Genomic DNA, 21,808 nt, shown 5'->3' on the forward strand with positions numbered 1-21,808 from the left:
CTAGGCCGACGTGACGTGGCCCGGCGCGACGAAGTCGATCTTCTCGCGGACCCCGCAGTCCGGGCAGCACCAGGAGTCCGGGATGGCCGACCACGGCGTTCCGGCGGGGAAGCCCTCGCGGGGGTCACCGGTCTTCTCGTCGTAGACGTAGCCGCAGCCGGGGCACATGCCGCCCGCTGTCGCGTCGCCGCGGGTGTCGGCGACGACGTCGTCACCGGCGCTGCTGCCGCCGTAGCGGGCCAGGACCCGATCACGCTTGCCCGGTTGGATGTTGGCGCGGCCGACGTCACCGCCGAAGTGCGCCCGCACCCGCGGGTCCATGACGCGGCGCCACAACGGCGGCACGAGCGCCAGCAGGATCATGCCCGCGTAGCCGGTGGGCAGCACCGGCGACTCCTCGAAGTCGCGCAGCGTCTGGTAGCGCCGGGTGGGGTTCGCGTGGTGGTCGCTGTGCCGCTGCAGGTGGTAGAGCAGGACGTTCGTGGCGATGTTGTTGGAGTTCCAGCTGTGGCTCGGGTCCACGCGCTCGTACCGCCGGCGGCCCGGCGCGCCGACCTTCTGCCGCAGCATCCCGTAGTGCTCCATGTAGTTGACGACCTCGAGCAGCGAGAAGCCGATCACCGCCTGGACCAGCAGGTACGGCACGATGCCGACGCCGAGCCACACGATCATCGCCGCCCACAGCACCGCCGACATCAGCCACGCGTTGAGCACGTCGTTGCCGATCCGGAACGGGTGCCGGTCGCGCCGCCCGTACCGCTTGCGCTCCAGGCGCCACGCCGACTTCACCGAGCCGAACACCGTGCGCGGCCAGAACCGGTAGAAGCTCTCCCCCACCCGGCTGCTGGCCGGGTCCTCCGGCGTCGCGACCCGCACGTGGTGGCCGCGGTTGTGCTCGATGTAGAAGTGGCCGTAGAAGCTCTGCGCGAGCGCGATCTTCGACAGCCACCGCTCGTGGCTCTCCTTCTTGTGCCCCAGCTCGTGCGCGGTGTTGATGCCGATACCGCCGATGCAGCCGATCGACACGGCGAGCCCGATCTTGTCCACGACGGACAGATCACCGCGCGCGATCACCCAGAACGCCACCACGAACCCGACGTACTGGATCGGCAGGTACAGGTAGGTGATCCACCGGTAGTAGCGGTCGTTCTCGAGCCGCTCGATCACGTCGTCGGGAGGGTTGCTCCGGTCGAGCCCGGCGACGAGGTCGATCGCCGGGACGATCACGAGCACCACCACCGGCCCGATCCAGAACCACACGCCCCAGCCGGTCACCGCGTGCATCCCGACGGCCAGGAAAGCCAGGGACGGCACGACCAGCCCCAGCAGCCACAGGTACCGCTTGCCGTCCGTCCACCGCTCGGTTGAGCCGACGGGCACCGTTGCCTTCATGTCGCTCATGCCACGCTCCTCAGGAGGTTGACAGAACGATAGGACGCGTAAAGCTGATTTGACAATAGGTTGCCATTTGTAAACCTTGACGAGCACAGCTTCGAGCGCGGCGCCGATGTCGCGGAGGATCCGCTGAGGCGAACCACCGCGCCGCACGACGACTGCCGCGTGGAGTGGCAGAAGGCGGTCTGCTCGACGATCGACACGGTGGGCTCACCGGGAAAGCGTTGCGTCACAACGCTTTCCCGATGAACGCCCGATCAGCGCCAGAACCTGCGCCGACGCTCCGGCTCCGGGTCGCCCGCACCGGTGAACTCGCGCAGCACCTGCACCGCACGCGCCCACAGCCGGTCCACGTCTCCCCCGGCCGTCAGCTCGGCCACGAGGTCGCGCACCGCGTCGTAGGCGGGATTCTGTCGGCCGCCGAGGAGGGTGCCGAGGCGGCTGGCCAGGTCGGCGAGCAGGTCCTGGCGCTCCCACCCGGGCAGGTGCGCGTCCTTCTCCAGCCGCCGCAACTCCACCGCGGCGATCTCGCGCAGGTCCGCCGGGTCGTCGGCCGCGGGCAGGGGCAGGGCCTCGACCCCGCGTCCCCGCGTGCGCATGAGCTTCGGCGCGGCGGGTGGCGGGCCACCGGGAGCGCCTCCCGCGACGGACTGCGGCAGGAAGGGCGCGGGCGGCGGCGCACCGAACGGCGCGGGTGCGGCGAAGGCGGGCGCCGCCGCGGCGAAGCTCGGCATCGGGGGCCGCGGAGCTTGCGCCTCCCAGCCCGCAGGCTGCTCCACCGGCTGCACGACGCGATGCACCTCACCGTCGGACACGACCCGTTCGTCCACGGCCACGAACGCCGTGAACCGGCACAGCACACCGAACTCCAACGACGTCCGCACGATCGTCGTCTCCACGGCCCGGTCACCGGTCGCGTACCGGTCCTCCAGGTCGCGCAACGCCGCACGGGCCCACTGCGCCCGGACGGCCGGCGACGTGTGCCGCTGCACCGCGACCGTCTCCTGCCACTCACCACCCTCGCGAGTCCGGCCGCGCACGGTGAACGACTCGGGCGCCGCACCGGCGTACCGGCCGAACGCCACCAGCGGCACGCCGGGGTAGATCGCCGTGGGCAGCTTCGGCAGGTCGGATGACGGCGACAGGACGACGTCCGTGATCACGGGCGCGCCGATCCGCCGCTGGATGTGCGTCATCGCCTCGTCCAGGCGGTCCTCGCTCTCGACGAGCTCGCACCGGCCCGCTCCCGCCGCGGCCAGCCTGCCGAGGAAGCCCGCGTTCACGGCCGAGTCGATGCCGACGGCGTGCACCCTCGTGCGACCGAGCACCGGGGCGATGTCGCGCAGCAGCTGGTCCTCGTTGCCGACCTGGCCGTCGGTGACGAGCACCAGGACCGGGTCGCGACCCTCGTCCGCCTTCGAGAGCAGCGTCAGGCCCTCGCGCAGCGGCCCGAACATCTCGGTGCCGCCCCGCGCCTGCACGGCCGCGAGGTGTTCGACCGCGCGGAAGCGGTGGCGGTCGGTGGCCGCGACGAGACCGGACCCGAGCGTCTCCGGACGCTCCAGGCGGTCGTCGAAGGTGATCACCGAGAACGTGTCGTCCGCGGTGAGCGTGTCGACGATGCGGGCCGCCGCACGCCGGGCCGCGACCATCTTCCAGCCGGACATGCTGCCGGAGCGGTCGAGCAGCAGCACGACGTCCCGCGGGCGGACCGGGCTCGTGGGCTCCGGGGGCAGCACCGTCAGCTGGTAGGTGCCCTCACCGCTGTCGTCCGCGTCGGGCACGCACACGACGGCGGAGCTGTTGCCCCGGTAGGCCAGGCGGAGCACGAAGTCCCGGTCGACCCGCTCTCCCGGCCGCACCACGACGGTGGTGCCCTCGGTGACGACCGCGTGCAGGCTCGACCGGACCTCGCCGAGCTCCAGCCCGGCCGGGTCGACCTCCACACCGATCGAGAGCCGCACGGGGTTCGGGAAGCCGGGCAGCAGCACCGGTGGCGAGATGCGGGACGCGTCCGGCACCACGTCGGTGTCCTCCGCGTGGCCGTCGCCCACCGACGGACCCGGCAGCGGCGTGCCCGGCACGTACCTGGGCGCCACCACCAGCGGGAACCGGAACGTCGCCGCGCCGTCCTCGAACACCAGCGGGCCCACCAGGCTGAGCTCCACGGTCACCCGCTCGCCCGCGGGGATGTTGCCGACGCGCATGGTGAACACGTCCGGCCGTTCCTCCTCGACGATGGACGCTCTTCGCCCGGACGCGATCGCGTCGTCGTAGGCCTGCCGGGCCTGCGCGCGTTCCTGCAGCTCGGCCTCTACCGTGCGGCCGCTCGCGGTCATCTTCATGCCGGTCACGGCGGCGCGGTCCGGCAGCGGGAACACGTAGGTGGCTTCGAGGGCGGTGTCGTGGGTGTTCACGAACCCGGTCGTCAGCACGACGCGACCGACCAGGCCGGTCACCTCGGCTCGCACGTCGAGGCGTTCGAGCGGCAGGTTGCCGCGTTCGGTGCGCAGGGCGCCGAGACCCGCGTCCTCGGTCGTCCGGCCGATGCGGTCGGCTTCCGCTGGCTTCATCGGGGCGACGGAGAAGGTCATGACGGTTCCCTTTCGTTGAGCAGGCCTCGGGCGGCGAGCAGGTCGAGCAGCGGTCGGGCGGCGGCGGCGATGTCCGCGCGGTCGGCGGCGGTCGGCGATCCCGGCACCAGCAGGACGGTGCCGCCGCCGAGAGCGACGCCGTTCAGGACGGCGGCCTCCCCCGCGACGGCGGTGCCCGGTGGTGCGGGCGCGGGTGGCGCTGCGGCCGCCGGCTCCGCCCAGAACCTCGGGCGGACGGCTTGCACCGGCGGCGCGTCACCGGAGTCGAGCAGCGCCTGCGGAACGCGGGCGATGGCGGCGAGCGCCGAGTCGGCGGCTCCCGCGAGTTCGGCCTGGATGTCGGCCAGCGTCCTCCCCTGCGACTGCAGTCTCTTCACGGCCACGAGCTGGAGCAGGTGGCGCCTGTCGTACAAGGCGGTGCGGCCGCGCATCGCCGAGGGTCTGTCCACCAGGCCCGTCGTCGCGTACCAGCGGACGGCCCGCTTGTCGGGCACGTCCCTGACCCGGCCGTTGGGCGCGCCCGAGTACTCCGCCGACAACGCGGCGGAGACGCGGTCCAGCAACTCGTCGAGCGTCCACACCCTCCGATAGTGACACTGCAACCGTGACAGTGTCAACGTCGTAAACCTGGTGACGTGCACGCGCGGTGGCCGGGTAGGGTCCAGCCGTCCGCGTGCCCCTGCAAGCCCCTGATGAGGACGGAGAGCACGAGTGACCACGGACGAGGCCGGCACCCTGACCGGCCACGACGCCGCGTTGAGCCGGTTGAGGACCCAGAAGGCGAAGATCCGGTACGCGCTCGAGCACCTGCCGCGCGGCTGCTCGGTCGAGGACGTCCGCCTCTGGCTCAACAGGCAGGGCCAGACGGTCCCGAGCAGGCCGTACGCCACTCCGATCGTGAACGAGTGGCGCGCCCGCAACGGCGTCGAAGACACGAGCGGTCACGTCCCGCTGACGCCCGAGCTGATCGCGGAGCTCGACAGGACCGAACGCCGCTCCCCCGCCGATGCCGCGCCGGAGCCCGAACCGGTGGCGGCCGAGACCGCCGGGGCCAAGGGCTTCTACGCGGTCGCGCTGCTGAGCATCGGCGTCAGCGTCGACACCTCGTGGCGGTTCTTCGAGCAGCGGCTGGGCATCACCGACGTCGTGGAACGGGTCGTCCTGTTCTCCGTGATGGAGGCCGCGCTCGTGGCCTGCGGCTGGGCGATGCGCGCGGGAGTGCGCCAGAACGGCCGTCCCGGCCCCGCGCGGCTCGTGGCGTGGGCGCTGACGGCGTTCGCCGCGTTCGCCGCCTTCAGCCTGTCCGGGCCGGTCGCCGGTGCCGCCCGCGTCCTGCTCGGCCCGGTGCTGGGTCTGGTGATGCTGCACCTGGCGCTCGGCATCGAGATCCGGGCCGCACGCCGGCGCGCCACGACGTGGGCGCGCGTCGGCCGAGAGCTGCGCGAACGTCTGCTGTCGGTGCTGAACCTCGGCGACGACGGCCGGGACGCCCTGGCGCGGACGAGGGACAAGGCGGCGCTGAGGGCCGCGAGGCTCGCCGTCGCCAGCCGGTGGACGCCGCGGCGCAAGGCACGCCTGCGCAAGGCACTGCACGCCTCGCACGTCGCGCACGACCCCGTGCAACGCGACCGGATGCTGCGCGAGCTGGGTGTGCTGCAGCACGCCGAGGAACTTGCCCGGACCCGTCAGCCGTCGCCGTGGTGACCCCGTTCCTGACCTCCGACACCTCGCTCGCCGGCGAGCTGGCGGCGCTGGTCAACCGCGTGTACGCCGAGGCGGAGAAGGGGATCTGGCTCCAGGGCGGCGCCCGGACCACCGAGGCCGAGGTGGCGGGCCTCATCGCCGCCGGCGAGATCGCCGTGGCCCGGTCGGACGGCCGCGTCGTCGGCTCGGTGCGCGTCCACCGGCTCGAGGACGGCGCGGGCGAGTTCGGGATGCTGGTGGCCGCGCCGGAGGAGCGCGGCACGGGCATCGGCACGGACCTGGTGTCGTTCGCCGAGGACTGGGCCCGGTCGGCCGGCGCCCGCGAGATGCAGCTGGAGCTGCTGGTCCCGCAGGAGTGGAACCATCCGGTCAAGGAGTTCCTGCGGCGCTGGTACACGCGCATCGGTTATCGCCACGTGCGCACGGACGACCTCGAAAGCGCCTATCCGCACCTGGTGCCGCACCTGGCCTGCCCGTGCGACTTCCTCGTCTTCCGCAAGACGCTCGATCCCAATGAGTGAACGCTCAACCGGTTCGTTCGCGGCGCCGGGTACCGTCCCGCTCCTAAACCGAGCTCTTGAGGGGGACGACCCGTGCGCCGTCTGCGTGGCACCGCCGTTGCCGCGATCGCGTTGACCCTGGTGGTCAGCGCCTGTGCGAAGGACTCCGGTCAGAACAGCACGAACAACGCCGGTTCCGCCGGCGGCTGCGAGTTCTCGACGCCACCCACCGCGCCCGCCACGTCGAGCACCACGGCCGCCGCGGGCGACCGGGTCGACGGCAGCGCGCTGAAGATCGGCCTGGCCTACGACATCGGTGGCCGCGGCGACGCGTCGTTCAACGACCTCGCCGCCGCCGGGTTCGACAAGGCCATCGCGGACATGGGTGTGAAGAAGGAGAACACCCGCGAACTGTCCGCCGCGCCCAACGAGGACGAGTCCGCGAAGCAGACCCGGCTGCGCCAGCTGGCGTCCGAGGGCTTCAACCCCATCGTCGGGGTCGGTTTCGCGTACACGGAGTCGCTGAAGGTCGTCGCGCCGGAGTTCCCGAACGTCAAGTTCGGCCTCGTCGACTCGGCCGTCGAGGGCGCGGCGAACGTCACGCCGCTGGTGTTCGCCGAGCAGGAGGGCGCGTTCCTCGCGGGCGTCGTCGCCGCGTACCAGAGCAAGAAGTGCCACGTGGGCTTTGTTGGCGGCGTGGACATCCCGCTGATCCAGAAGTTCGAGGCGGGCTACAACCAGGGAGCGCGCACCGCCGCGCCGAAGGTCCAGATCGACAAGAAGTACATCACCCCGGCCGGTGACTTCACGGGCTTCCAGGACCCGCCCAAGGGCCAGGAGGCCGCCAAGGGCCTGATCGACAAGGGCGCCGACGTCGTCTACCCGGCCGCGGGCGCGTCCGGCATCGGCGTGTTCGCCGCGGTGAAGCAGGCGGGCGTGCTGGCGATCGGCTGCGACGCCGACCAGTACAACCAGCCGGCGCTCGCCGCCAACCGCGACGTGATCGTGGCGTCGAGCCTCAAGCGCGTGGACGTGGCCGTGTACGACTTCTTCCACGCCGCCGCGAAGAACGACGTCGCGTCCCTGCCCGAGGTGTTCGACCTCAAGTCGAACGGCGTCGGGTACGCGACCTCCGGCGGGAAGGTCGACGCGAAGCTGCAGGGCATCCTCGAGGGCTACAAGGCCCAGATCATCGAGGGCAAGATCAAGGTCGCCGACAAGGTCTAGCCGCGGTACCCGGTGCCGGGCACGCGCCGCCGATGTCCACCACAGAGGTGGGTCTCGGGGCGCGTACCCGGTGACCGGGGACGAGCAGGCAGTCCGGTGTCCGCGAGCGACCTTCCCATGATCGCGACCCTCTCCCCCGCCGGCTCCGGCACGTTGACGCGTTCGTCGAGGAACGGCTCGGCGGCGTGAGGGTGGAGATCCGGCCGGCCCCGCCGCGGGCCGAGGTGGGCAAGGTGCCCGAGGCCGGGATCAGGCGGCAGCCCGGCTCGGCACCCGGTTCGCCGACGGGATGACCAGCACCGCCGACAGCACGGCGCCCAGGCTGAGCAGCACCGCGTTGAGCACCTGGTCGCGCGGCTCGTACATGTGCAGCATCCGCAGGTGGTAGACGAGGTGCAGCACGTTGAAGGTCAGCAGGACCGCACCGGCCAGGCGCACCAGGGCCTGGTTGCGCACCTGTGCCAGAGCGACCAGGCTCATCACCGCGAACGCGAGGTAGACGGCGCCGACGTCCGCTGCCAGGTGCTCGTTGTAGGGGCCGAGTTGCGGCAGCCACCGCAGGCCGAGGCCCGGGAAGTTCGCGTACCAGGCCGCGGGGAAGAAGTACGCGTAGACGCCGACGTACGCCGACGTCAGCCCGATGAAGGTCAGGGTGATGCGGTCCAGGAGCGGTTTCATGGTGATGGAGCGAGACAGCCCGTCGCTTTGTGACAGTCCGGACGGCAGTAACGGCGTGTGCCGCTGCCACGGCCGCACGGCGCGCCGGTAGCGTTCGGTTCGTGGAACCAGTCCCGCTGCCGTGGGGCCGCCCGGTGCAGGAACGGGCGGACGCCGCGCGCAACCGCGCCCACCTGATCGGCGTCGCCCGTCAGATGGTGGCCGAACTGGGCGCGGACAGGGTCACGATGGACGGTCTCGCCGACCGCGCCGGACTCGGCAAGGGCACCGTGTTCCGCCGCTTCGGCACGCGGGCGGGCATCTTCCTCGCGTTGCTCGACGAGGAGGAGACGCTCTTCCAGCAGCAGGTCATGAGCGGGCCGCCGCCTCTCGGTCCCGGTGCGCCGGCGGTGGAGCGGCTGGTCGCGTTCGGCCGGGCGCGGCTCGAGTTCCTCGTCGAGCACACGGTCCTCGCCCGGGCCGCCTTGGACCCCGGCCAGCCCGTTCCCGCCGGCGACAGCCCCTCGCTCTTCCACGTGCACATGCTGCTCGGCGAGGCGTGTCCGGACGAGGCCGCGAGCGGCACGCTGGCGTTGCAGCTCGTCGCGGCTCTCGAAGGGCCGGTCCTGCTGTACCTGCGGGCACCGGAGGACGCGCCCGACCCTCAGACCGTGGTCGCCGACCTCGCCGCGAGCTGGCAGGTCCTGGTCGAGCGCGTCTGCGACTGATCCTCAGCTCGGTGAAGCGGGAGCTCTCAACGCGCAAGGCTCAACGCGGTCCGGCACACCTCCACAGGATCGCGAACATCAGCCACCGTCGCCGCCGCTCGCTGCGCCGCTGCCGCGAAGGCGGGATCGCCGAGCACCCGCGCGACGGCGTCCCGCAGAGCCTCGACGCTCGCCGGCCGGACGACCACCCCGCTCCCCTGCCGCGCGACCCGGTTCGCCATCTCCCACTGGTCGCCGCCGCCGGGCACCACCACGACGGGCACCGCGGCCCGCAGCGCCTTGACGAGCATCCCGTGCCCGCCCCCGCACACCAGGACCGACGACTGGCGCAGCAACCGCTCCTGGTCGCCCGGCCCGGACCTCACCCAGCCCGGCAGGTCCGGCGCGGGCGCGAACGTCGAGACCACCGCCCTGAGGTTCCTGCCCCGCAACGCTTCCACGGCCATCTCGGCCATGCTCCGCGCACCGGTCCACGCCGTCGACGGCGCGATCATCACCAGCGGTTCGTCACCGGGCGGCGGAGACAGCGTGCCGCGACCGGCCTCCCACAGCAGCGGCCCGACGACGTGCGCGTCGGCTGGCCAGTCCGGGCGTGGCACCTCCATCGCGGGCAACGTCGCGATCAGCCGCACGATCGGACCGGGTTCACCGGCACCGAGCCCGATCCTGCTCCGCACCTCGGCGCGCTGCCGTTCTCCCCGGCGCACCGAGCGGGCCGTCAACGCCCGCAGCACCTTGTCGCGCAGCCGGCCGCGCACACCGGTTCCGGGGGCGAGCCCGCTGCCCATCGGCGGCAGCCACCTGGACGGCTCGTAGAGCGGGTGCGGCGACAGCTGCGCCCACGGCACCCCGGCGAGTTCGGCGGCCATGCCCGCACCGAGCGCGAGGACGTCGCACACCACCAGGTCCGGCCGCAGTGCCCCGAACCGCGGCGCCAGCGCCGTCGCCAGGACCCCGGCCTGCTCGTGCAGCGCGAGCCCGAGGTCCGGCACGTCCCCGAGGTCCGCGAGCGACAACCCGGCCACCCGCGAGGCGGTGATCCCCTCGGCCCGCGCCGCCTCGACCCACCGGCCGCCGGTCAGCAGCACCGGGGTGTCGCCCGCCGCCAGGAACCGCAGGCACAACGCGATGGCGGGCACCACATGACCGGGATCGCCCCCGGAGACGACGACTACGCGCACACGGGCCAGACATAGTGCAGGTGCACCGGCCTGTCCAGACGACTGGCCGCCGCCGTGCCGATCGTGTTCGCTGGGAGGCATGGACCGGCCCCGCTGGCAGGAGTACTGGAACCGCAAGTCGGAGACGTACGACCGGGAGATGGGCGTGCTGGACCGCCGCGTCTTCGGCGACTCCCGCCGCTGGGCGTGCTCCCGGGCGACCGGCGAGGTGCTGGAGGTCGCCGTCGGCACCGGCCTGAACCTGCCGCACTACCCCGCCGGCGTCACGCTCACCGGCTTGGACCTCAGCGACCGCATGCTCGACCTGGCCCGCGCCCGCGCCGCCGGGCTCGGCCGTCCGGTGACGCTGCGCCAGGGCACCGCCCACGCCCTGCCGTTCGCCGACTCCTCGTTCGACACCGTGGTCTGCACGCTGGGCCTGTGCGCGATCCCGGACCACGAGACCGCCGTGGGCGAGATGGTCCGCGTGCTGCGGCCCGGCGGACCGCTGATCCTGCTCGACCACGTGGCCGCCACCTCGCGGTTCGTCCGCGGTGTGCAGTGGCTGCTCGAGCGGATCACCGTTCCGATGGCCGGTGAGCACTTCCTGCGCCGGCCGTTGCACCTCGTGCAGGCGCACGGTCTCGTTGTCGAGCAACGGCAGCGGTTCAAGCTGGGCGTGGTGGAGCGGCTGGTCGCGCGCAAGCCGGTCAGCAGCAGTGGTGACCCCGCCACGCCTCGCGACCTTCCCTGACCGCCACGGCCGCGATCACCAGCGCCGCCACCGGATCCGCCCACCACCAGCCGAACAGGCTGTTGACCACGAGGCCGACGAGCAGCACCGCCGACAGGTAGGTGCACAGCAGCGTCTGCTTCGAGTCCGCCACCGCGCTGGCCGACCCGAGCTCCCGCCCGGCTTTGCGCTGGGCGTAGGACAGGCCCGGCATCACCAGCAGCGACACCGCCGCGAGCACGATGCCGACCGTGGAGTGCTCCGGGCGCTCCGCCTGGAGCAACGCCAGGGCGGACTCGACCACCACGTACGCCGCCAGGGCGAAGAACGACACCGCGATCACCTTGAGCGCGGTACGTTCCCGCCGCTCGGGGTCGCGTCCGGCGAACTGCCACGCCACGGCGGCCGCCGACGCCACCTCGATCACCGAGTCGAGCCCGAACCCAATCAACGCGGTCGAGTTCGCGGCGGTGCCCGCCGCGAGCGCGATGACCGCCTCGACGACGTTGTAGGTGATCGTCGCCGCGACCAACAACCGGATCCTGCGCCGCAACGCGGTCCGGCGACCGGTTTGGACGGGCGGGCAGCAGGCGTCACCCATCGACGCACTCCGGCTGCGGCTCGACCGCGAGGACGACGTCGACGAGCTCGCCGATCGCGCGCTTCAGGTGCGGGTCGGCGAGCTCGTAGCGCACCTGACGCCCCTGGTAGGCGGCAACGACGAGGCCGCACCCGCGCAGGCACGCCAGGTGGTTGGACACGTTCGACCTGGTCAGCCCCAGCCGTTCGGCGAGCCGGGCCGGGTAGCCGGGACCGTCCAGCAGGGCGATCAGGATCCGGCAGCGCGTCGGGTCGGCCAGCGCCCGCCCCAGCCGGGCGAGCGCCGCTTCTCGCGTCTCACAGGTCAGCACACATCAGACTGTACAGCGAAGGCTGAACAGTTCAGCGCGTGCGGTCCGTCGCGCAGCCGACCAGGAGTGTCAGCAGGACGGCTGCGAGCACGTGGTCACCGCTGAGCGCGCACACGCACGCCAGTGTGAACCAGATCACAAGCCTCATGAACCGAGGTTAGGGACCGTACGACGGACTCCGCATCTCATTTGGGCAAGTCTTGAGGTCCGCTTAGGCAAATGTGGAGGCATGACGATCCGGGAGTTCTGGGACCGGCACGCCGCGGCGTTCGACGACGAGCCGGACCACGGGCTGCGGGACCCGCGGGTGCGCGACGCCTGGGCCCGGCTGCTCCTGCCGCTGGTCCCCCCGTCCTCCCGCGTCGCGGACCTCGGGTGCGGCACCGGGAGCCTGTCCGTCCTGCTCGCCGAGGCCGGCCACGAGGTGCACGGCCTCGACCTGTCCGAGCGGATGCTGGACGTCGCGAGGGCCAAGGCGTCGAGCGCGGGCGTCACGATCGGCTTCGTCGCGGGCGACGCGGCACACCCACCGCACGCCCGGGGATCGTTCGGCGTCGTGCTCGCGCGGCACGTGCTGTGGGCGGTGCCGGACCCGGCCGCGGCACTGGCCGAGTGGGTGGCCCTGCTCGAGCCGGGCGGCGCGCTCGTGCTGGTCGAGGGACGGTGGTCGACCGGTGCCGGGCTGACCGCCGCCGAGGTCCGCGAACTGGTCGGCGGTGTGCGCGACGAGGCCGTGGTCACCCCGCTGACCGGTGAGGACCTGTGGGGCGGGCCGATCACGGACGAGCGCTACCTGCTCGTCAGCGCGCGGTAGGCGAGGCACGGCGCAGCGGCGTCGCCTTCACGCCGACGCGTCCGGCGTCGGCGGCGCAGGCCCGGCGCGTGCAGTAGGCCGAATTGCTCCGGAAAGTTCTTGCAACGCTTTGCGGAGTGTGCGCCGGGGTGCTACCACGATCAGAGAACCCCCTGCATCAAGGAGACAACGTGGTTTCCTCGGCTTCGCGCACCCTCCTGGCGGTGCTGCTGATCGTCGGACTGTCCACACCGGTGCAAAGTCTTGCGGCGCCACCGGGCGCCAAGGACGTCACCGTCACCCTGTTCCAATGGCCGTTCGCCCGAGTGGCGTCGGAGTGCACCAACGTCCTCGGGCCCAAGGGCTACGGCTACGTGGAGGTCTCGCCCGCCACCGAGCACGTCCAGGGTCCGCAGTGGTGGACCACCTACCAGCCCGTCAGCTACCGGATCGCCGGGCGCCTCGGCGACGAGACCGCCTTCCGGAACATGGTCACGGCCTGCCACAACGCGGGCGTCAAGGTCATCGCCGACGCGGTGATCAACCACATGAGCGCGGGCTCCGGCACCGGGACGGGCGGTACGGGCTACTCGAAGTACAACTACCCCGGCCTCTACAGCGACTGGGACTTCCACTCCTGCCGGTCGCCCATCACCAACTACCAGGACCGCTACAACGTCCAGAACTGCGAGCTCGTCGGTCTGTCCGACCTGGACACCGGCAGCGAGTACGTGCGCGGCGCGATCGCCGGGTACCTCAACCGGTTGATCGGCATGGGCGTCGACGGCTTCCGCGTCGACGCCGCCAAGCACATGCCGGCGGGCGACCTAGCCGCGATCAAGGGCAAGCTCAGCAACCCGGGCGTCTTCTGGGTCCACGAGGTCATCTACGGCGCGGGCGAGGCGGTGCAGCCCGGCGAGTACACCGGCTCCGGTGATGTCGACGAGTTCCGCTACGCCTACGACGTGAAACGGATCTTCACCAACGAGAACCTGGCGTACCTGCGGACGTTCGGGCAGTCGTGGGGCTTCCTGCCCAGCGGCCAGGCGCGGCCGTTCGTGGACAACTGGGACACCGAGCGCAACGGTTCCACGCTGACCTACAAGGACGGTTCCACCTACACGCTGGCGAACGTGTTCATGCTGGCGTGGAACTACGGCGCACCGCAGGTGTACTCGGGCTACGAGTTCAGCGACAAGGACGCCGGTCCGCCCGGCAACTCCGTCTGCTACAGCGGCTGGAAGTGCCAGCACGCCTGGACGCAGATCGCGAACATGGTCGCGTTCCGCAACACCGTCGCGGGCACCGACGTGAACAACTGGCAGGACAACGGGTACGACCTGATCGCGTTCGGCCGCGGCACCAAGGGTTTCGCCGCGATCAACCGCGAGACGTTCTCCGTGACGCGCACGTTCCAGACGGCCCTGCCGGCGGGGACGTACTGCAACGTCCAGGAGAACGGCTGCGTCCGCGTGACCGTCGACTCCTCCGGCCGGTTCACCACCACGCTCGGCGCCGGCACCGCGCTCGCGTTGCACGTCAACGCACGCGGCTGACCACCACCCGGGAACACCGGCTGTCCACCACCTCGCGTGGTGGACAGCCGGGCGTTCTCGTCAGGCCGTGTGCAGCCTCAGGCCGTACACGTTGAGGATCTCGTTGATCGGCTGGAACCACGTGCGGCCACCGCTGGAGCAGTTGCCGTAGCCGCCGGACGTGACGCCCTGGGCCTGGTCACCGGTGATGAACGAGCCACCGGAGTCGCCACCCTCGGCGCAGACGCTCGTGCCCGCCATCTGGTGCACGTCGCCCTGCGCGTAGCGGATCGTCTCGTTGCGGCTCTGGACCACGCCGCAGTGCCAGCGCGTCGTCGAGCCGGAGCGGCACACGGAGGTGCCGATCGGCGCCTCCCACGAACCGCGCACCAGCGCGTCGCTCACGGTGCCCCAGCCGAGCACGACCGGAACGGTCCACCAGCCGCCGCCGATGCGCACCCACGCGTAGTCGTTGCCGGGGAAGGAGGATCCGGCGAAGTTGCCCTGGTAGGAGCGGTCCCAGCCGTAGACGGCCTGACCGTTGCCACCGCAGTGGCCCGCGGTGACGTAGCCGCCGTGCACCGAGAAGCCGATGGAGCAGCGGACGTTGCCGGTGTAGTACGGGTCGCCGCCGACCGTGCCGGCCGCGAACGGCTGGGGCTGCTGCACGCCCTCGGTGCGCACGGTGATCGCGCCGAACTGGCGTGCCTTGTCCAGGAAGGACGCGACCTCGGCGGTCTGCTTGCCCGCCTCCACGTTCACGACGACGGTGCCGGTGCGCGGGTCCGGGTGCCAGCTCGCGACCGCGGCGGGCACGGAACCCGTCGCGGACAGCGCGTCGAGGCGGTTCTTGTGCGCCGCCATCGAGTTCGCCGACCGGCTGACGACGACCGAGTCCGCACCGGTGGCCTCGACCTTGTGCGCGGCGGCCTTGTCGGTGACGGCCACGACGAGGCGGCTCGTCTTCTCGTCGAACCAGCTGCCGGCCAGTGCGGCGCCGGCCTCGCTCTCGGCGCGCGAGGCGATGACCGACGCGCGCTGCTCCTTCTCCAGGCGCAGCCGCGCCTGGGCTTCGGTCAGCCCGAACGCCGAGCTCATCGCGGTGAGCAGGCCGGGTGACATCTCCTTCTCCGCCGCCTGGGCCGGAGCGGTGAACGTGGACCCGACCAGCACGAGGGCCAGCGCGGGCACGATTCTGGGCACGGTGAATCGCATGCTCTTCTCCTTGTCCGTGCAGGGATCGCTTCTCGCCCCGTTGCGGGAAGCGGCGAACATGAGAGCGCTCTCACCGTGGCGCAACCAAACCCGCCCGGTCAACACCTCGTCCCGGAACTTGTCCTGCCCGATTCGTGCCCGAACGGGTCGAACCGGGCACTACTGCATCACGACGACCTGCCGCACGGCGTCGCCGGACGCGAGCTTCGCGAACCCGTCGTTGATCTCGTCGAGCCGCAGCCTTCCCGAGAGCAGGCCGTCGACGGGCAGCCGTCCGGCGCGGTACAGGTCGACGAACCGGGGCACGTCCCGGCGCGGCACGCACGAGCCGAGGTAGCTGCCCTTGAGGGTGCGTTCCTCGGCGACGAGGTTGAGCGCGGGCAGGCTGACGGTGCGGTCGGGGTGCGGCAGGCCGACGGTGACCGTCGTGCCGCCGACGGCCGTGGCGGCGTAGGCCTGTTCGAGCACGGCCGCGACGCCGGTCGTGTCGATCACCTTGTCCGCTCCGCCGCCGGTCAGGTCCCGCACGTGGGTGACGGCGTCCGGACCGCCCGCCGCCTCGTGGGTGGCGCCGAGCGTCAGGGCGAGCTTGCGCTTGTGCTCGACGACGTCCACCGCGACGACCTGCGTGGCACCCGCCGTGACGGCCGCGAGGACCGCCGCCAGGCCGACGCCGCCGAGGCCGAACACGGCGACCCTGTCCCCCGGTTCCACGTCGGCGCTGTAGAACGCCGCCCCGGCTCCCGTCAGCACCGCGCAGCCGAACAGCGCGGCGATGTCGAGCGGCAGGTCCTCCGGCACGAGCGTGGCCGACCTGTCGGAGATCACGGTGTACTCGGCGAACCCGGACACGCCGAGGTGGTGGTTCGGGCGCGTTCCGTCCGGAAGGGTCCACCGCCGGCCGCCGCCGAGCAGCGTCCCGTCCCGGTTGGCGACGGCTCCGGGCTCGCACAACGCCTGCCGGCCCGAGGCGCAGCGGCGGCACGCCCCGCACGCGGGCACGAACGACAGCACCACGTGGTCGCCCGGCGCGAACTCGGCGCCGGGACCCGCCTCGACGACCTCGCCCGCCGCCTCGTGGCCGAGCACCATCGGCAACGGCCGGATCCGCGAGCCGTCGATCACCGACAGGTCGGAGTGGCACAGACCCGTGGCGTGCACGCGCACCAGCAGTTCACCGGGGCCGGGCGGGTCGAGCTCCAGGTCGACGACCTCCAGGGGCCCGCCGACCCCCGTCAGCACCGCGCCTCGCGTCTTCACGCCACCACCAGACCTTCCATCGCCGTGCGCAGCCGGTCGGGGATCTCCACCGGCTTGCGGGTCGTCCTGTCCACGAACACGTGCACGAAGTGGCCTTCCGCCACGACGTTCTCGCGGTCCTCGAAGAAGAAACCGACCTCGTAGCGCACGCTGGACCGGCCGAGGTGACCGACGCGCAGACCCGCGTCGAGCGCCTCCGGGAACGACACCGAGGCGCGGTAGTTGCAGTGCGACTCCACGCACAGGCCGATCTGCTGCCCCGCCTGGATGTCCAGCCCGGCGCCGATCAGCCACGTGTTGATCACGGTGTCCATGAAGGCGTAGTGGACGACGTTGTTCACGTGGCCGTAGACGTCGTTGTCCGCCCAGCGGGTCGGAATCCGCTGCCAGTGCCGGTAGTTCTCTCGCACACACCCTCCATCGTCAGTCGAGCCTCCTGGTGAGCTCGACCCTCGACCGCACGCCGAGCCGCGCGAAGATGTTGCGCAGGTGGTGCTCGACGGTGCGGTGGCTCAGGAACAGCCGCGCGGCGATCTCGCGGTTCGTGGCGCCCTCGGCGACCAGCCGGGCGATCTGCGCCTGCTGCGGCGTCAGGCCGGGGTGGTCCTTCGGTTCGCCGGTGGAGTCACCGGCGGCGCGCAGCTCGGCGCGGGCGCGTTCGACCCAGTGATCGGCTTGGTAGGACTGGAAGATGCGCACGGCGTCGCGCAGGTGTTCGCGCGCCGCCTTGGGCTTGCGGCTCCTGCGCAGCCGGTTGCCGTACAGCAGCTCGGTCTTGGCCAGCTCCATCGCGGTGCCGCTGGCGCGGTGCAGCCTGATCGCTTCCTCGAAGTGCTCGTCGGCCGTCCCGGCTTCCAGCAGCCCGCGGCAGCGGTGTGAGAGCGCGAGCCGGGCCGTGCTGCCGGTGACCCCAGCCCACCTCTCGAACGGCTGCAGCGCCTTGTCCCCCGTGGACTGCCTGCCGCACGCCACAGCGGCCTCGACGACGTGCGGCGCGGCCATGACCTTGATGCCCGCGTGGCCGGGGTGCAGCCGGAGCCGGTCCAGCGCGTCGGCGGGCCGGTCGCGGACGAGGTCGACGCACGCGAACGCCCAGGCGCCGAACGTGCCGGGTCTGGCGAGGCCTCGTTGCGTGATGTGCTCTGCGGCGGTGTCCATGCGGTGCAGCGCCGTGTCCGCGTCACCCCGCAACGCCGCGAGCAGCGCGAGGATCGTCAGATGGTCGACGACGGCGTTGTGCTGCCCGATGGCCGTCGCCGCGTGCACGCCCTCGGTCGCCGCGGTGAGCGCCGCCGCGTGCTGGTCCAGCAGCAACGCCGACAACGCCCGGTACACCAGCGCCCACGGCACCATCGCCGTGAACCCGCTCTCCCGCGCCGCCGTCACCGCGCTGGTCGCCATCTCGTTCGACCTCGTGGCGTCTCCCAGCACGTAGGCGGCCTGGCTGGCCCAGATCCGCGCCTGCGGTCCCGGCACCCGGTCGGCCAGCTCGATCACGCTGCGCAGCGCGGGCAACGCCTCGTCGTGGCGGCCGTCGAAGGTCGCGGACATGCCGACGAGGTGGTCGAGCGTCAGTCTCGTCGCCGGGGGTTCGTCGCCGCGCCGGATCTCCCGCGCGAAGTCCGCGATGGCCGTGTACCGGCGGTGGTCCCCGGCGATGCTGGCCGCCTCGCCCGCGAACCCCAGCGCCGCCACGGCGAGCAGCCGCCGCGAGCTCACCAGTGCCCTCGCGGCCCGGACCAGCCGGTCGGCGGCGACGTCCGGGAGGCTTTCGCCGAGGTCGATGCCGCCGACGACGAGGTCCATCAGCGCCCGCAGCTCCGGGGTGTGGGTGAGCCGGACCGCGGTGCGCAGGACGGCGCGCGAGCGGTGCGGCGCGCCGTGCGCCCAGTGGTCGGCGGCGGCTTTGAGCAGGTTGTGCGCCTTCTCCTCGGGGTCGGTGGTGAGCCGTGCGGCGCGGTCGTGGTCACGGGCGGCCGTCGCGAAGTCGCCGCACAGCCGTGCGTGCTCGGCGTGCGCGGTGAGGGCGTGCGCGAGTTGCGTGTCCTGGTTGGTGACGGCCTGGTGCCACGTGCGCCGCGGCCCCGGTGGCAGGGTCTCCGCCAGCTCGGCGTGCGCCGCGCGTTGCAACCGCAGCGGCACGTCCGCCCGCAGCGCCGTCCTGACCAGGCGGCGCGAGTCGAACAGCGGTCCCGCCTCGAGCACCGCGTCGAGGTCGAGCGTCGCGGCGTCGACCTCCTCGTCCACCGCGACCAGCGCGACGACGTGCTGGGCGCCGGCGGACAGCGCGTCGAACCGCGACCGCCACCTCAGCCGCAGCGAACTGTTCTCCGGCAGCACGGCCGGCGCCGGTTCGATGCCTCCGAGCTGCGCGGAGGTGAGCGAGCCCGCCAGCTCGACCAGCGCCAGGAGGTTGCCTCCCGCCAGGTCGGCGAGGTCTGCGGCCAGCGTGCTGGGCAGGCCGGGCACGAGGTCGTGCAGGACGCGCAGGCTCGTCTCGGTGTCCAGCGGGTCCAGCGTGACGCTCGGCAACCCCCGTGGCGGACCCTCTGTCGCGATGAGCAGCGCGGCCCTTGTACCTACTACGTCCTCGGCGAGCTGCATGAGGTCGTCATCGATCTCGTTGACGTCTATGCACAGCATCGCGTCGTAGGTGCTCTTCACCGCGTTGAGCAACGTTGTTTTGCCCGAACCGGCTTCACCGCGCAGCACAAGCACTCCGCCGCGTCCAACGCGCGCACGTTCCACCAACGCGTCTACTGCGACGCGTTGCCGCTCTCGACCACGCAGCACCGACCCAGTCTTACGGCGGTAACAGCTCCACCGGAAGGGGTAAGGGCCAAATTCACCTACCACCGTTAGTTTTGCCACTGAAGTTTTTTGCCGACACCGGTGGTTGCACCGATGCGCTGGGCCGGTCGGCGGCTGCAGGGTCGAGGTCGTTCCTCCTCTGTTCCCCCTGCCGAATGAGGTGTACATCGCCGTGCAACTCCGCACCCTGATCCCGATCGCACTGTCCCTGGTGCTCGTCACCGGCACCGCCGCCCAGGCCGCCGACAACCCGTACGAGCGCGGCCCGGCTCCCACCAACGCGAGCATCGAGGCGACGCGCGGCTCCTTCGCCGTGTCGGAGACCTCGGTGTCATCGCTGGTCAGCGGCTTCGGCGGCGGCACCATCTACTACCCGACCAGCACCGCCGCCGGCACGTTCGGCGCGGTGGTCATCTCCCCCGGCTACACCGGCACCCAGTCGAGCATCTCCTGGCTGGGGCCGCGCATCGCCTCACAGGGGTTCGTCGTCTTCACCATCGACACGAACTCGATCTACGACCAGCCCGACAGCCGGGCCTCCCAGCTCCTGGCCGCGCTCGACTACCTCACCCAGCAGAGCTCCGTCCGCACCCGCATCGACGCCACGCGCCTCGGCGTGATGGGCCACTCGATGGGCGGCGGCGGCACCCTGCGGGCGGCGAGCCAGCGCCCGGCCCTCCAGGCGGCGATCCCGCTGACCGGCTGGCACACCCAGAAGAGCTGGTCGACCGTGCGAGTCCCCACTCTCGTCATCGGCGCCGAGGACGACAGCATCGCCCCGGTCTCCTCGCACTCCGAACCCTTCTACACCTCGCTGCCGTCCACCTTGGACAAGGCGTACCTGGAGCTCAACAACGCCTCGCACTTCGCCCCGAACTCGTCCAACACCACGATCGCGAAGTACAGCATCTCGTGGCTCAAGCGGTTCATCGACAACGACACCCGGTACGAGCAGTTCCTGTGCCCGGCGCCGGGACGGAGCACGCTGATCGAGGAGTACCGGGACACGTGCCCGCACTCCTGATCCTGTGATCGCGGGTCGCGGCGTTGACCGAGCGCGGGGCGCCGCGACCCGACCCCGCATCACATTTCAAACGCGTTGAGCGATGCGCAGTTCCGCGAGAGAAGCGCACAACTCACGCGCACGTGACGTGTAGACGTCGTCGGTGCCGGCCAGTTTCCCGAGAACGCCGAGCGCCGACGACGTCAGCGCGCGCCGCCTGTCCTCGCTGCCGGTGCGGCGGCATCCACAGCGACCACGGCTTCGTCTTGAAGGTCCTCCTGCCGCGGAATCGCCTTCTCGCGACGCGCGGCTACCCGGCGAGATGCCCGTCCGGCCGCACGAGCCCCGCCGTGGTCTCCACGTGGCCACCGCCGCGCAGTCGTGAGAAGAGCGTGTCACCGCCGGGCAGCACCTGGTCGGGGACGCGGCGGCCCGTCGAGTACGCGACGTCGAGGCCGGACAACCGCTCAGCGAGCACCAGGGACATGTCCGGAGCGGACGCGATCAGCTCGCTCACCACGGCGCGCAGCGCCTGGCCCTCCGGCGTGTAGCCGGTCATCAGAGCGGTCTGCGCCCTGGTGTGCCGCAGGAGGTCGGCGCCGACCGGGTGGCGTTCCCCGTGGTAGGTGTCGAGCAGCGCGTCGTCCGCCCGACCGGTGGCGACGGCCGCGAGCTTCCAGCCGAGGTTGTGGGCGTCCTGGATGCCGACGTTCATGCCGACACCGCCGGTCGGGAAGTGCATGTGCGCGGCGTCGCCGGCCAGCAGGACGGTGCCGGCGCGGTAGGTGGCGGCCTGGCGGGTCGCGTTGCCGAAGCGCGACAGCCACCTCGGGTCGCGCAGGCCGAAGTCGGTGCCCGCGATCCGGGTCACGGTGGCGCGCAGCTCTTCGAGGGTGAGGTCGCCGGGCCACTCGGCGCGGTTCGTCACCGGGTCTCCCCCGACGATGCGGTGCAGGCCGCCGGGCAGCGCCACGACCATCAGACCGCCGTCGACGCCAGTCACGCCGGCGAAGCCGCGCTCGGGCGGGGCGTCGAGCACCACGTCGCCGAGCCAGCCCCACGTCGTGGCGTCGGTGCCGGGGAAGTCGATGCCCGCGGCCGCCCGCACGGTGCTGCGCGTCCCGTCGCACCCGACGACGTACCGTGCGGCGACGACCGAGCCGTCGGACAGTTCCACGCCGTTCCCGGTCAGGCCCACCACCTCGCAGCCCCGCCTCAGCACGACGCCCATCCGCAGAGCGCGGTCCTCGAGCAGCTCCTCGGTGCGGGCCTGCGGCAACGCGAGGGTGAACGGGAACGGCGTGTCCAGCGCCGAGAAGTCCATGCGGTCCGGCAAGCCGCCGAAGTGCCCGTTCGGGATGCGGATCCCCTCGGCGAGGAACGGTTCCGCGACACCGCGGCAGTCGAAGACCTCGATGGTGCGCGGGTGGATCGTGAGCGCCTTGGAGTTCGAGTCGCGCTCCTCGCGGGCCTCCAGGACCGTGACCGACGCACCGCCCAGCCGCAGTTCCCCCGCCAGCCACAACCCGGTCGGACCGGCACCCACCACGACGACGTCCTGCATCGAACCCACTCCCTTGGT

General features: G+C 71.9%; 20 protein-coding genes. 8 read left to right on the top strand and 12 right to left on the bottom strand.

Annotation, left to right across the window (positions count from 1 at the left end; all coding sequences use genetic code 11):
- From BLQ91_RS31945 to BLQ91_RS31955, 3 genes are all read right to left on the bottom strand, one after another.
- Complete coding sequence (locus BLQ91_RS31945; RefSeq protein WP_090102917.1) at positions 1–1,401, bottom strand: fatty acid desaturase; 1,401 nt, start codon at positions 1,399–1,401, stop codon at positions 1–3.
- Positions 1,402–1,652: 251 nt separating this feature from the next.
- A complete protein-coding gene (locus BLQ91_RS31950; protein ID WP_090102919.1) occupies positions 1,653–3,989 on the bottom strand; it encodes a VIT domain-containing protein in 2,337 nt (778 codons plus the stop codon).
- Positions 3,986–4,570, bottom strand: coding sequence for a MerR family transcriptional regulator (locus tag BLQ91_RS31955; RefSeq protein WP_090102920.1), 585 nt, complete (start codon positions 4,568–4,570; stop codon positions 3,986–3,988). The genes BLQ91_RS31950 and BLQ91_RS31955 overlap by 4 nt, the downstream gene beginning before the upstream one ends.
- A gap of 130 nt (positions 4,571–4,700) precedes the next feature.
- Between BLQ91_RS31955 and BLQ91_RS31960 the strand changes: the two genes are divergently transcribed.
- The 3 genes from BLQ91_RS31960 (at position 4,701) to BLQ91_RS31970 (ending at position 7,420) form a co-directional block, all read left to right on the top strand.
- A complete protein-coding gene (locus BLQ91_RS31960) occupies positions 4,701–5,693 on the top strand; it encodes a hypothetical protein (RefSeq protein WP_090102922.1) in 993 nt (330 codons plus the stop codon).
- Positions 5,690–6,214 carry a GNAT family N-acetyltransferase gene (locus BLQ91_RS31965; protein WP_090103091.1) on the top strand — a complete coding sequence of 175 codons (525 nt, stop codon included), beginning with the start codon at positions 5,690–5,692 and terminating at the stop codon, positions 6,212–6,214. The genes BLQ91_RS31960 and BLQ91_RS31965 overlap by 4 nt, the downstream gene beginning before the upstream one ends.
- 81 nt (positions 6,215–6,295) lie before the next feature.
- Complete coding sequence (locus tag BLQ91_RS31970; protein WP_090103093.1) at positions 6,296–7,420, top strand: BMP family lipoprotein; 1,125 nt, start codon at positions 6,296–6,298, stop codon at positions 7,418–7,420.
- A 249-nt stretch (positions 7,421–7,669) separates the two neighbouring features.
- On the opposite strand, the gene BLQ91_RS31975 is transcribed toward BLQ91_RS31970, so the two are convergent.
- Positions 7,670–8,098 carry a hypothetical protein gene (locus BLQ91_RS31975; protein ID WP_090102924.1) on the bottom strand — a complete coding sequence of 143 codons (429 nt, stop codon included), beginning with the start codon at positions 8,096–8,098 and terminating at the stop codon, positions 7,670–7,672.
- 101 nt (positions 8,099–8,199) lie between these two features.
- Between BLQ91_RS31975 and BLQ91_RS31980 the strand changes: the two genes are divergently transcribed.
- Positions 8,200–8,805 (top strand): TetR/AcrR family transcriptional regulator, encoded by a 606-nt coding sequence (locus tag BLQ91_RS31980; protein WP_245733963.1) that lies wholly within the window; start codon positions 8,200–8,202, stop codon positions 8,803–8,805.
- Between the two features lie 26 nt (positions 8,806–8,831).
- Here BLQ91_RS31980 and BLQ91_RS31985 read toward each other — a convergent pair whose 3' ends face one another.
- On the bottom strand, positions 8,832–9,986 hold the full coding sequence (locus BLQ91_RS31985; RefSeq protein ID WP_090102926.1) for a glycosyltransferase: 1,155 nt from the start codon (positions 9,984–9,986) through the stop codon (positions 8,832–8,834).
- Between the two features lie 79 nt (positions 9,987–10,065).
- Here BLQ91_RS31985 and BLQ91_RS31990 point away from each other — a divergent pair, with 79 nt between their 5' ends.
- Positions 10,066–10,719, top strand: coding sequence for a class I SAM-dependent methyltransferase (locus BLQ91_RS31990; RefSeq protein WP_090102928.1), 654 nt, complete (start codon positions 10,066–10,068; stop codon positions 10,717–10,719).
- Here BLQ91_RS31990 and BLQ91_RS31995 read toward each other — a convergent pair.
- Together BLQ91_RS31995 and cmtR are read right to left on the bottom strand one after the other, a co-directional pair.
- Positions 10,676–11,299: a cation diffusion facilitator family transporter gene (locus BLQ91_RS31995; RefSeq protein ID WP_090102929.1), complete on the bottom strand. Its 624-nt coding sequence runs from the start codon at positions 11,297–11,299 to the stop codon at positions 10,676–10,678. The genes BLQ91_RS31990 and BLQ91_RS31995 overlap by 44 nt on opposite strands.
- Positions 11,292–11,609: a Cd(II)/Pb(II)-sensing metalloregulatory transcriptional regulator CmtR gene (gene cmtR, locus BLQ91_RS32000; protein ID WP_090102931.1), complete on the bottom strand. Its 318-nt coding sequence runs from the start codon at positions 11,607–11,609 to the stop codon at positions 11,292–11,294. The genes BLQ91_RS31995 and cmtR overlap by 8 nt, the downstream gene beginning before the upstream one ends.
- 229 nt (positions 11,610–11,838) lie before the next feature.
- On the opposite strand from cmtR, the gene BLQ91_RS32005 reads away from it, so the two are divergent.
- Both BLQ91_RS32005 and BLQ91_RS32010 read left to right on the top strand, forming a co-directional pair.
- Complete coding sequence (locus tag BLQ91_RS32005; protein ID WP_090102933.1) at positions 11,839–12,423, top strand: class I SAM-dependent methyltransferase; 585 nt, start codon at positions 11,839–11,841, stop codon at positions 12,421–12,423.
- 170 nt (positions 12,424–12,593) lie between these two features.
- Positions 12,594–13,958: an alpha-amylase gene (locus BLQ91_RS32010; RefSeq protein ID WP_090102936.1), complete on the top strand. Its 1,365-nt coding sequence runs from the start codon at positions 12,594–12,596 to the stop codon at positions 13,956–13,958.
- A gap of 60 nt (positions 13,959–14,018) precedes the next feature.
- On the opposite strand, the gene BLQ91_RS32015 is transcribed toward BLQ91_RS32010, so the two are convergent.
- From BLQ91_RS32015 to BLQ91_RS32030, 4 genes are all read right to left on the bottom strand, one after another.
- Positions 14,019–15,152: a S1 family peptidase gene (locus tag BLQ91_RS32015; protein ID WP_090103097.1), complete on the bottom strand. Its 1,134-nt coding sequence runs from the start codon at positions 15,150–15,152 to the stop codon at positions 14,019–14,021.
- 159 nt (positions 15,153–15,311) lie between these two features.
- Positions 15,312–16,412: a zinc-binding dehydrogenase gene (locus tag BLQ91_RS32020; RefSeq protein ID WP_090102938.1), complete on the bottom strand. Its 1,101-nt coding sequence runs from the start codon at positions 16,410–16,412 to the stop codon at positions 15,312–15,314.
- Positions 16,409–16,822 carry an acyl-CoA thioesterase gene (locus tag BLQ91_RS32025; protein ID WP_090102940.1) on the bottom strand — a complete coding sequence of 138 codons (414 nt, stop codon included), beginning with the start codon at positions 16,820–16,822 and terminating at the stop codon, positions 16,409–16,411. The genes BLQ91_RS32020 and BLQ91_RS32025 overlap by 4 nt, the downstream gene beginning before the upstream one ends.
- Positions 16,823–16,835: 13 nt before the next feature.
- Positions 16,836–19,124: a LuxR family transcriptional regulator gene (locus tag BLQ91_RS32030; RefSeq protein WP_090102942.1), complete on the bottom strand. Its 2,289-nt coding sequence runs from the start codon at positions 19,122–19,124 to the stop codon at positions 16,836–16,838.
- 271 nt (positions 19,125–19,395) lie between these two features.
- Between BLQ91_RS32030 and bdeA the strand changes: the two genes are divergently transcribed.
- The gene (gene bdeA / locus BLQ91_RS32035) at positions 19,396–20,247 is read left to right on the top strand and encodes a bis(hydroxyethyl) terephthalate hydrolase (protein WP_218130479.1); all 852 of its coding nucleotides are present in this window, start codon (positions 19,396–19,398) and stop codon (positions 20,245–20,247) included.
- A 289-nt stretch (positions 20,248–20,536) separates the two neighbouring features.
- On the opposite strand, the gene BLQ91_RS32040 is transcribed toward bdeA, so the two are convergent.
- Positions 20,537–21,790: an FAD-dependent monooxygenase gene (locus tag BLQ91_RS32040; RefSeq protein ID WP_090103102.1), complete on the bottom strand. Its 1,254-nt coding sequence runs from the start codon at positions 21,788–21,790 to the stop codon at positions 20,537–20,539.
- Positions 21,791–21,808: the final 18 nt, after the last annotated feature.

The sequence above is a fragment of the Lentzea jiangxiensis genome (assembly GCF_900104175.1).
GTDB classification, from domain to species: domain Bacteria; phylum Actinomycetota; class Actinomycetes; order Mycobacteriales; family Pseudonocardiaceae; genus Lentzea; species Lentzea jiangxiensis.

Bases quoted from the DNA above. Each gene is read 5' to 3' on its own strand.
- BLQ91_RS31945 (WP_090102917.1), bottom strand. From the start codon at position 1,401: ATGAGCGACATGAAGGCAACGGTGCCCGTCGGCTCAACCGAGCGGTGG.
- BLQ91_RS31950 (WP_090102919.1), bottom strand. From the start codon at position 3,989: ATGACCTTCTCCGTCGCCCCGATGAAGCCAGCGGAAGCCGACCGCATC.
- BLQ91_RS31975 (WP_090102924.1), bottom strand. From the start codon at position 8,098: ATGAAACCGCTCCTGGACCGCATCACCCTGACCTTCATCGGGCTGACG.
- BLQ91_RS31990 (WP_090102928.1), top strand. From the start codon at position 10,066: ATGGACCGGCCCCGCTGGCAGGAGTACTGGAACCGCAAGTCGGAGACG.
- BLQ91_RS31995 (WP_090102929.1), bottom strand. From the start codon at position 11,299: ATGGGTGACGCCTGCTGCCCGCCCGTCCAAACCGGTCGCCGGACCGCG.
- BLQ91_RS32005 (WP_090102933.1), top strand. From the start codon at position 11,839: ATGACGATCCGGGAGTTCTGGGACCGGCACGCCGCGGCGTTCGACGAC.
- BLQ91_RS32015 (WP_090103097.1), bottom strand. From the start codon at position 15,152: ATGCGATTCACCGTGCCCAGAATCGTGCCCGCGCTGGCCCTCGTGCTG.
- BLQ91_RS32040 (WP_090103102.1), bottom strand. From the start codon at position 21,790: ATGCAGGACGTCGTCGTGGTGGGTGCCGGTCCGACCGGGTTGTGGCTG.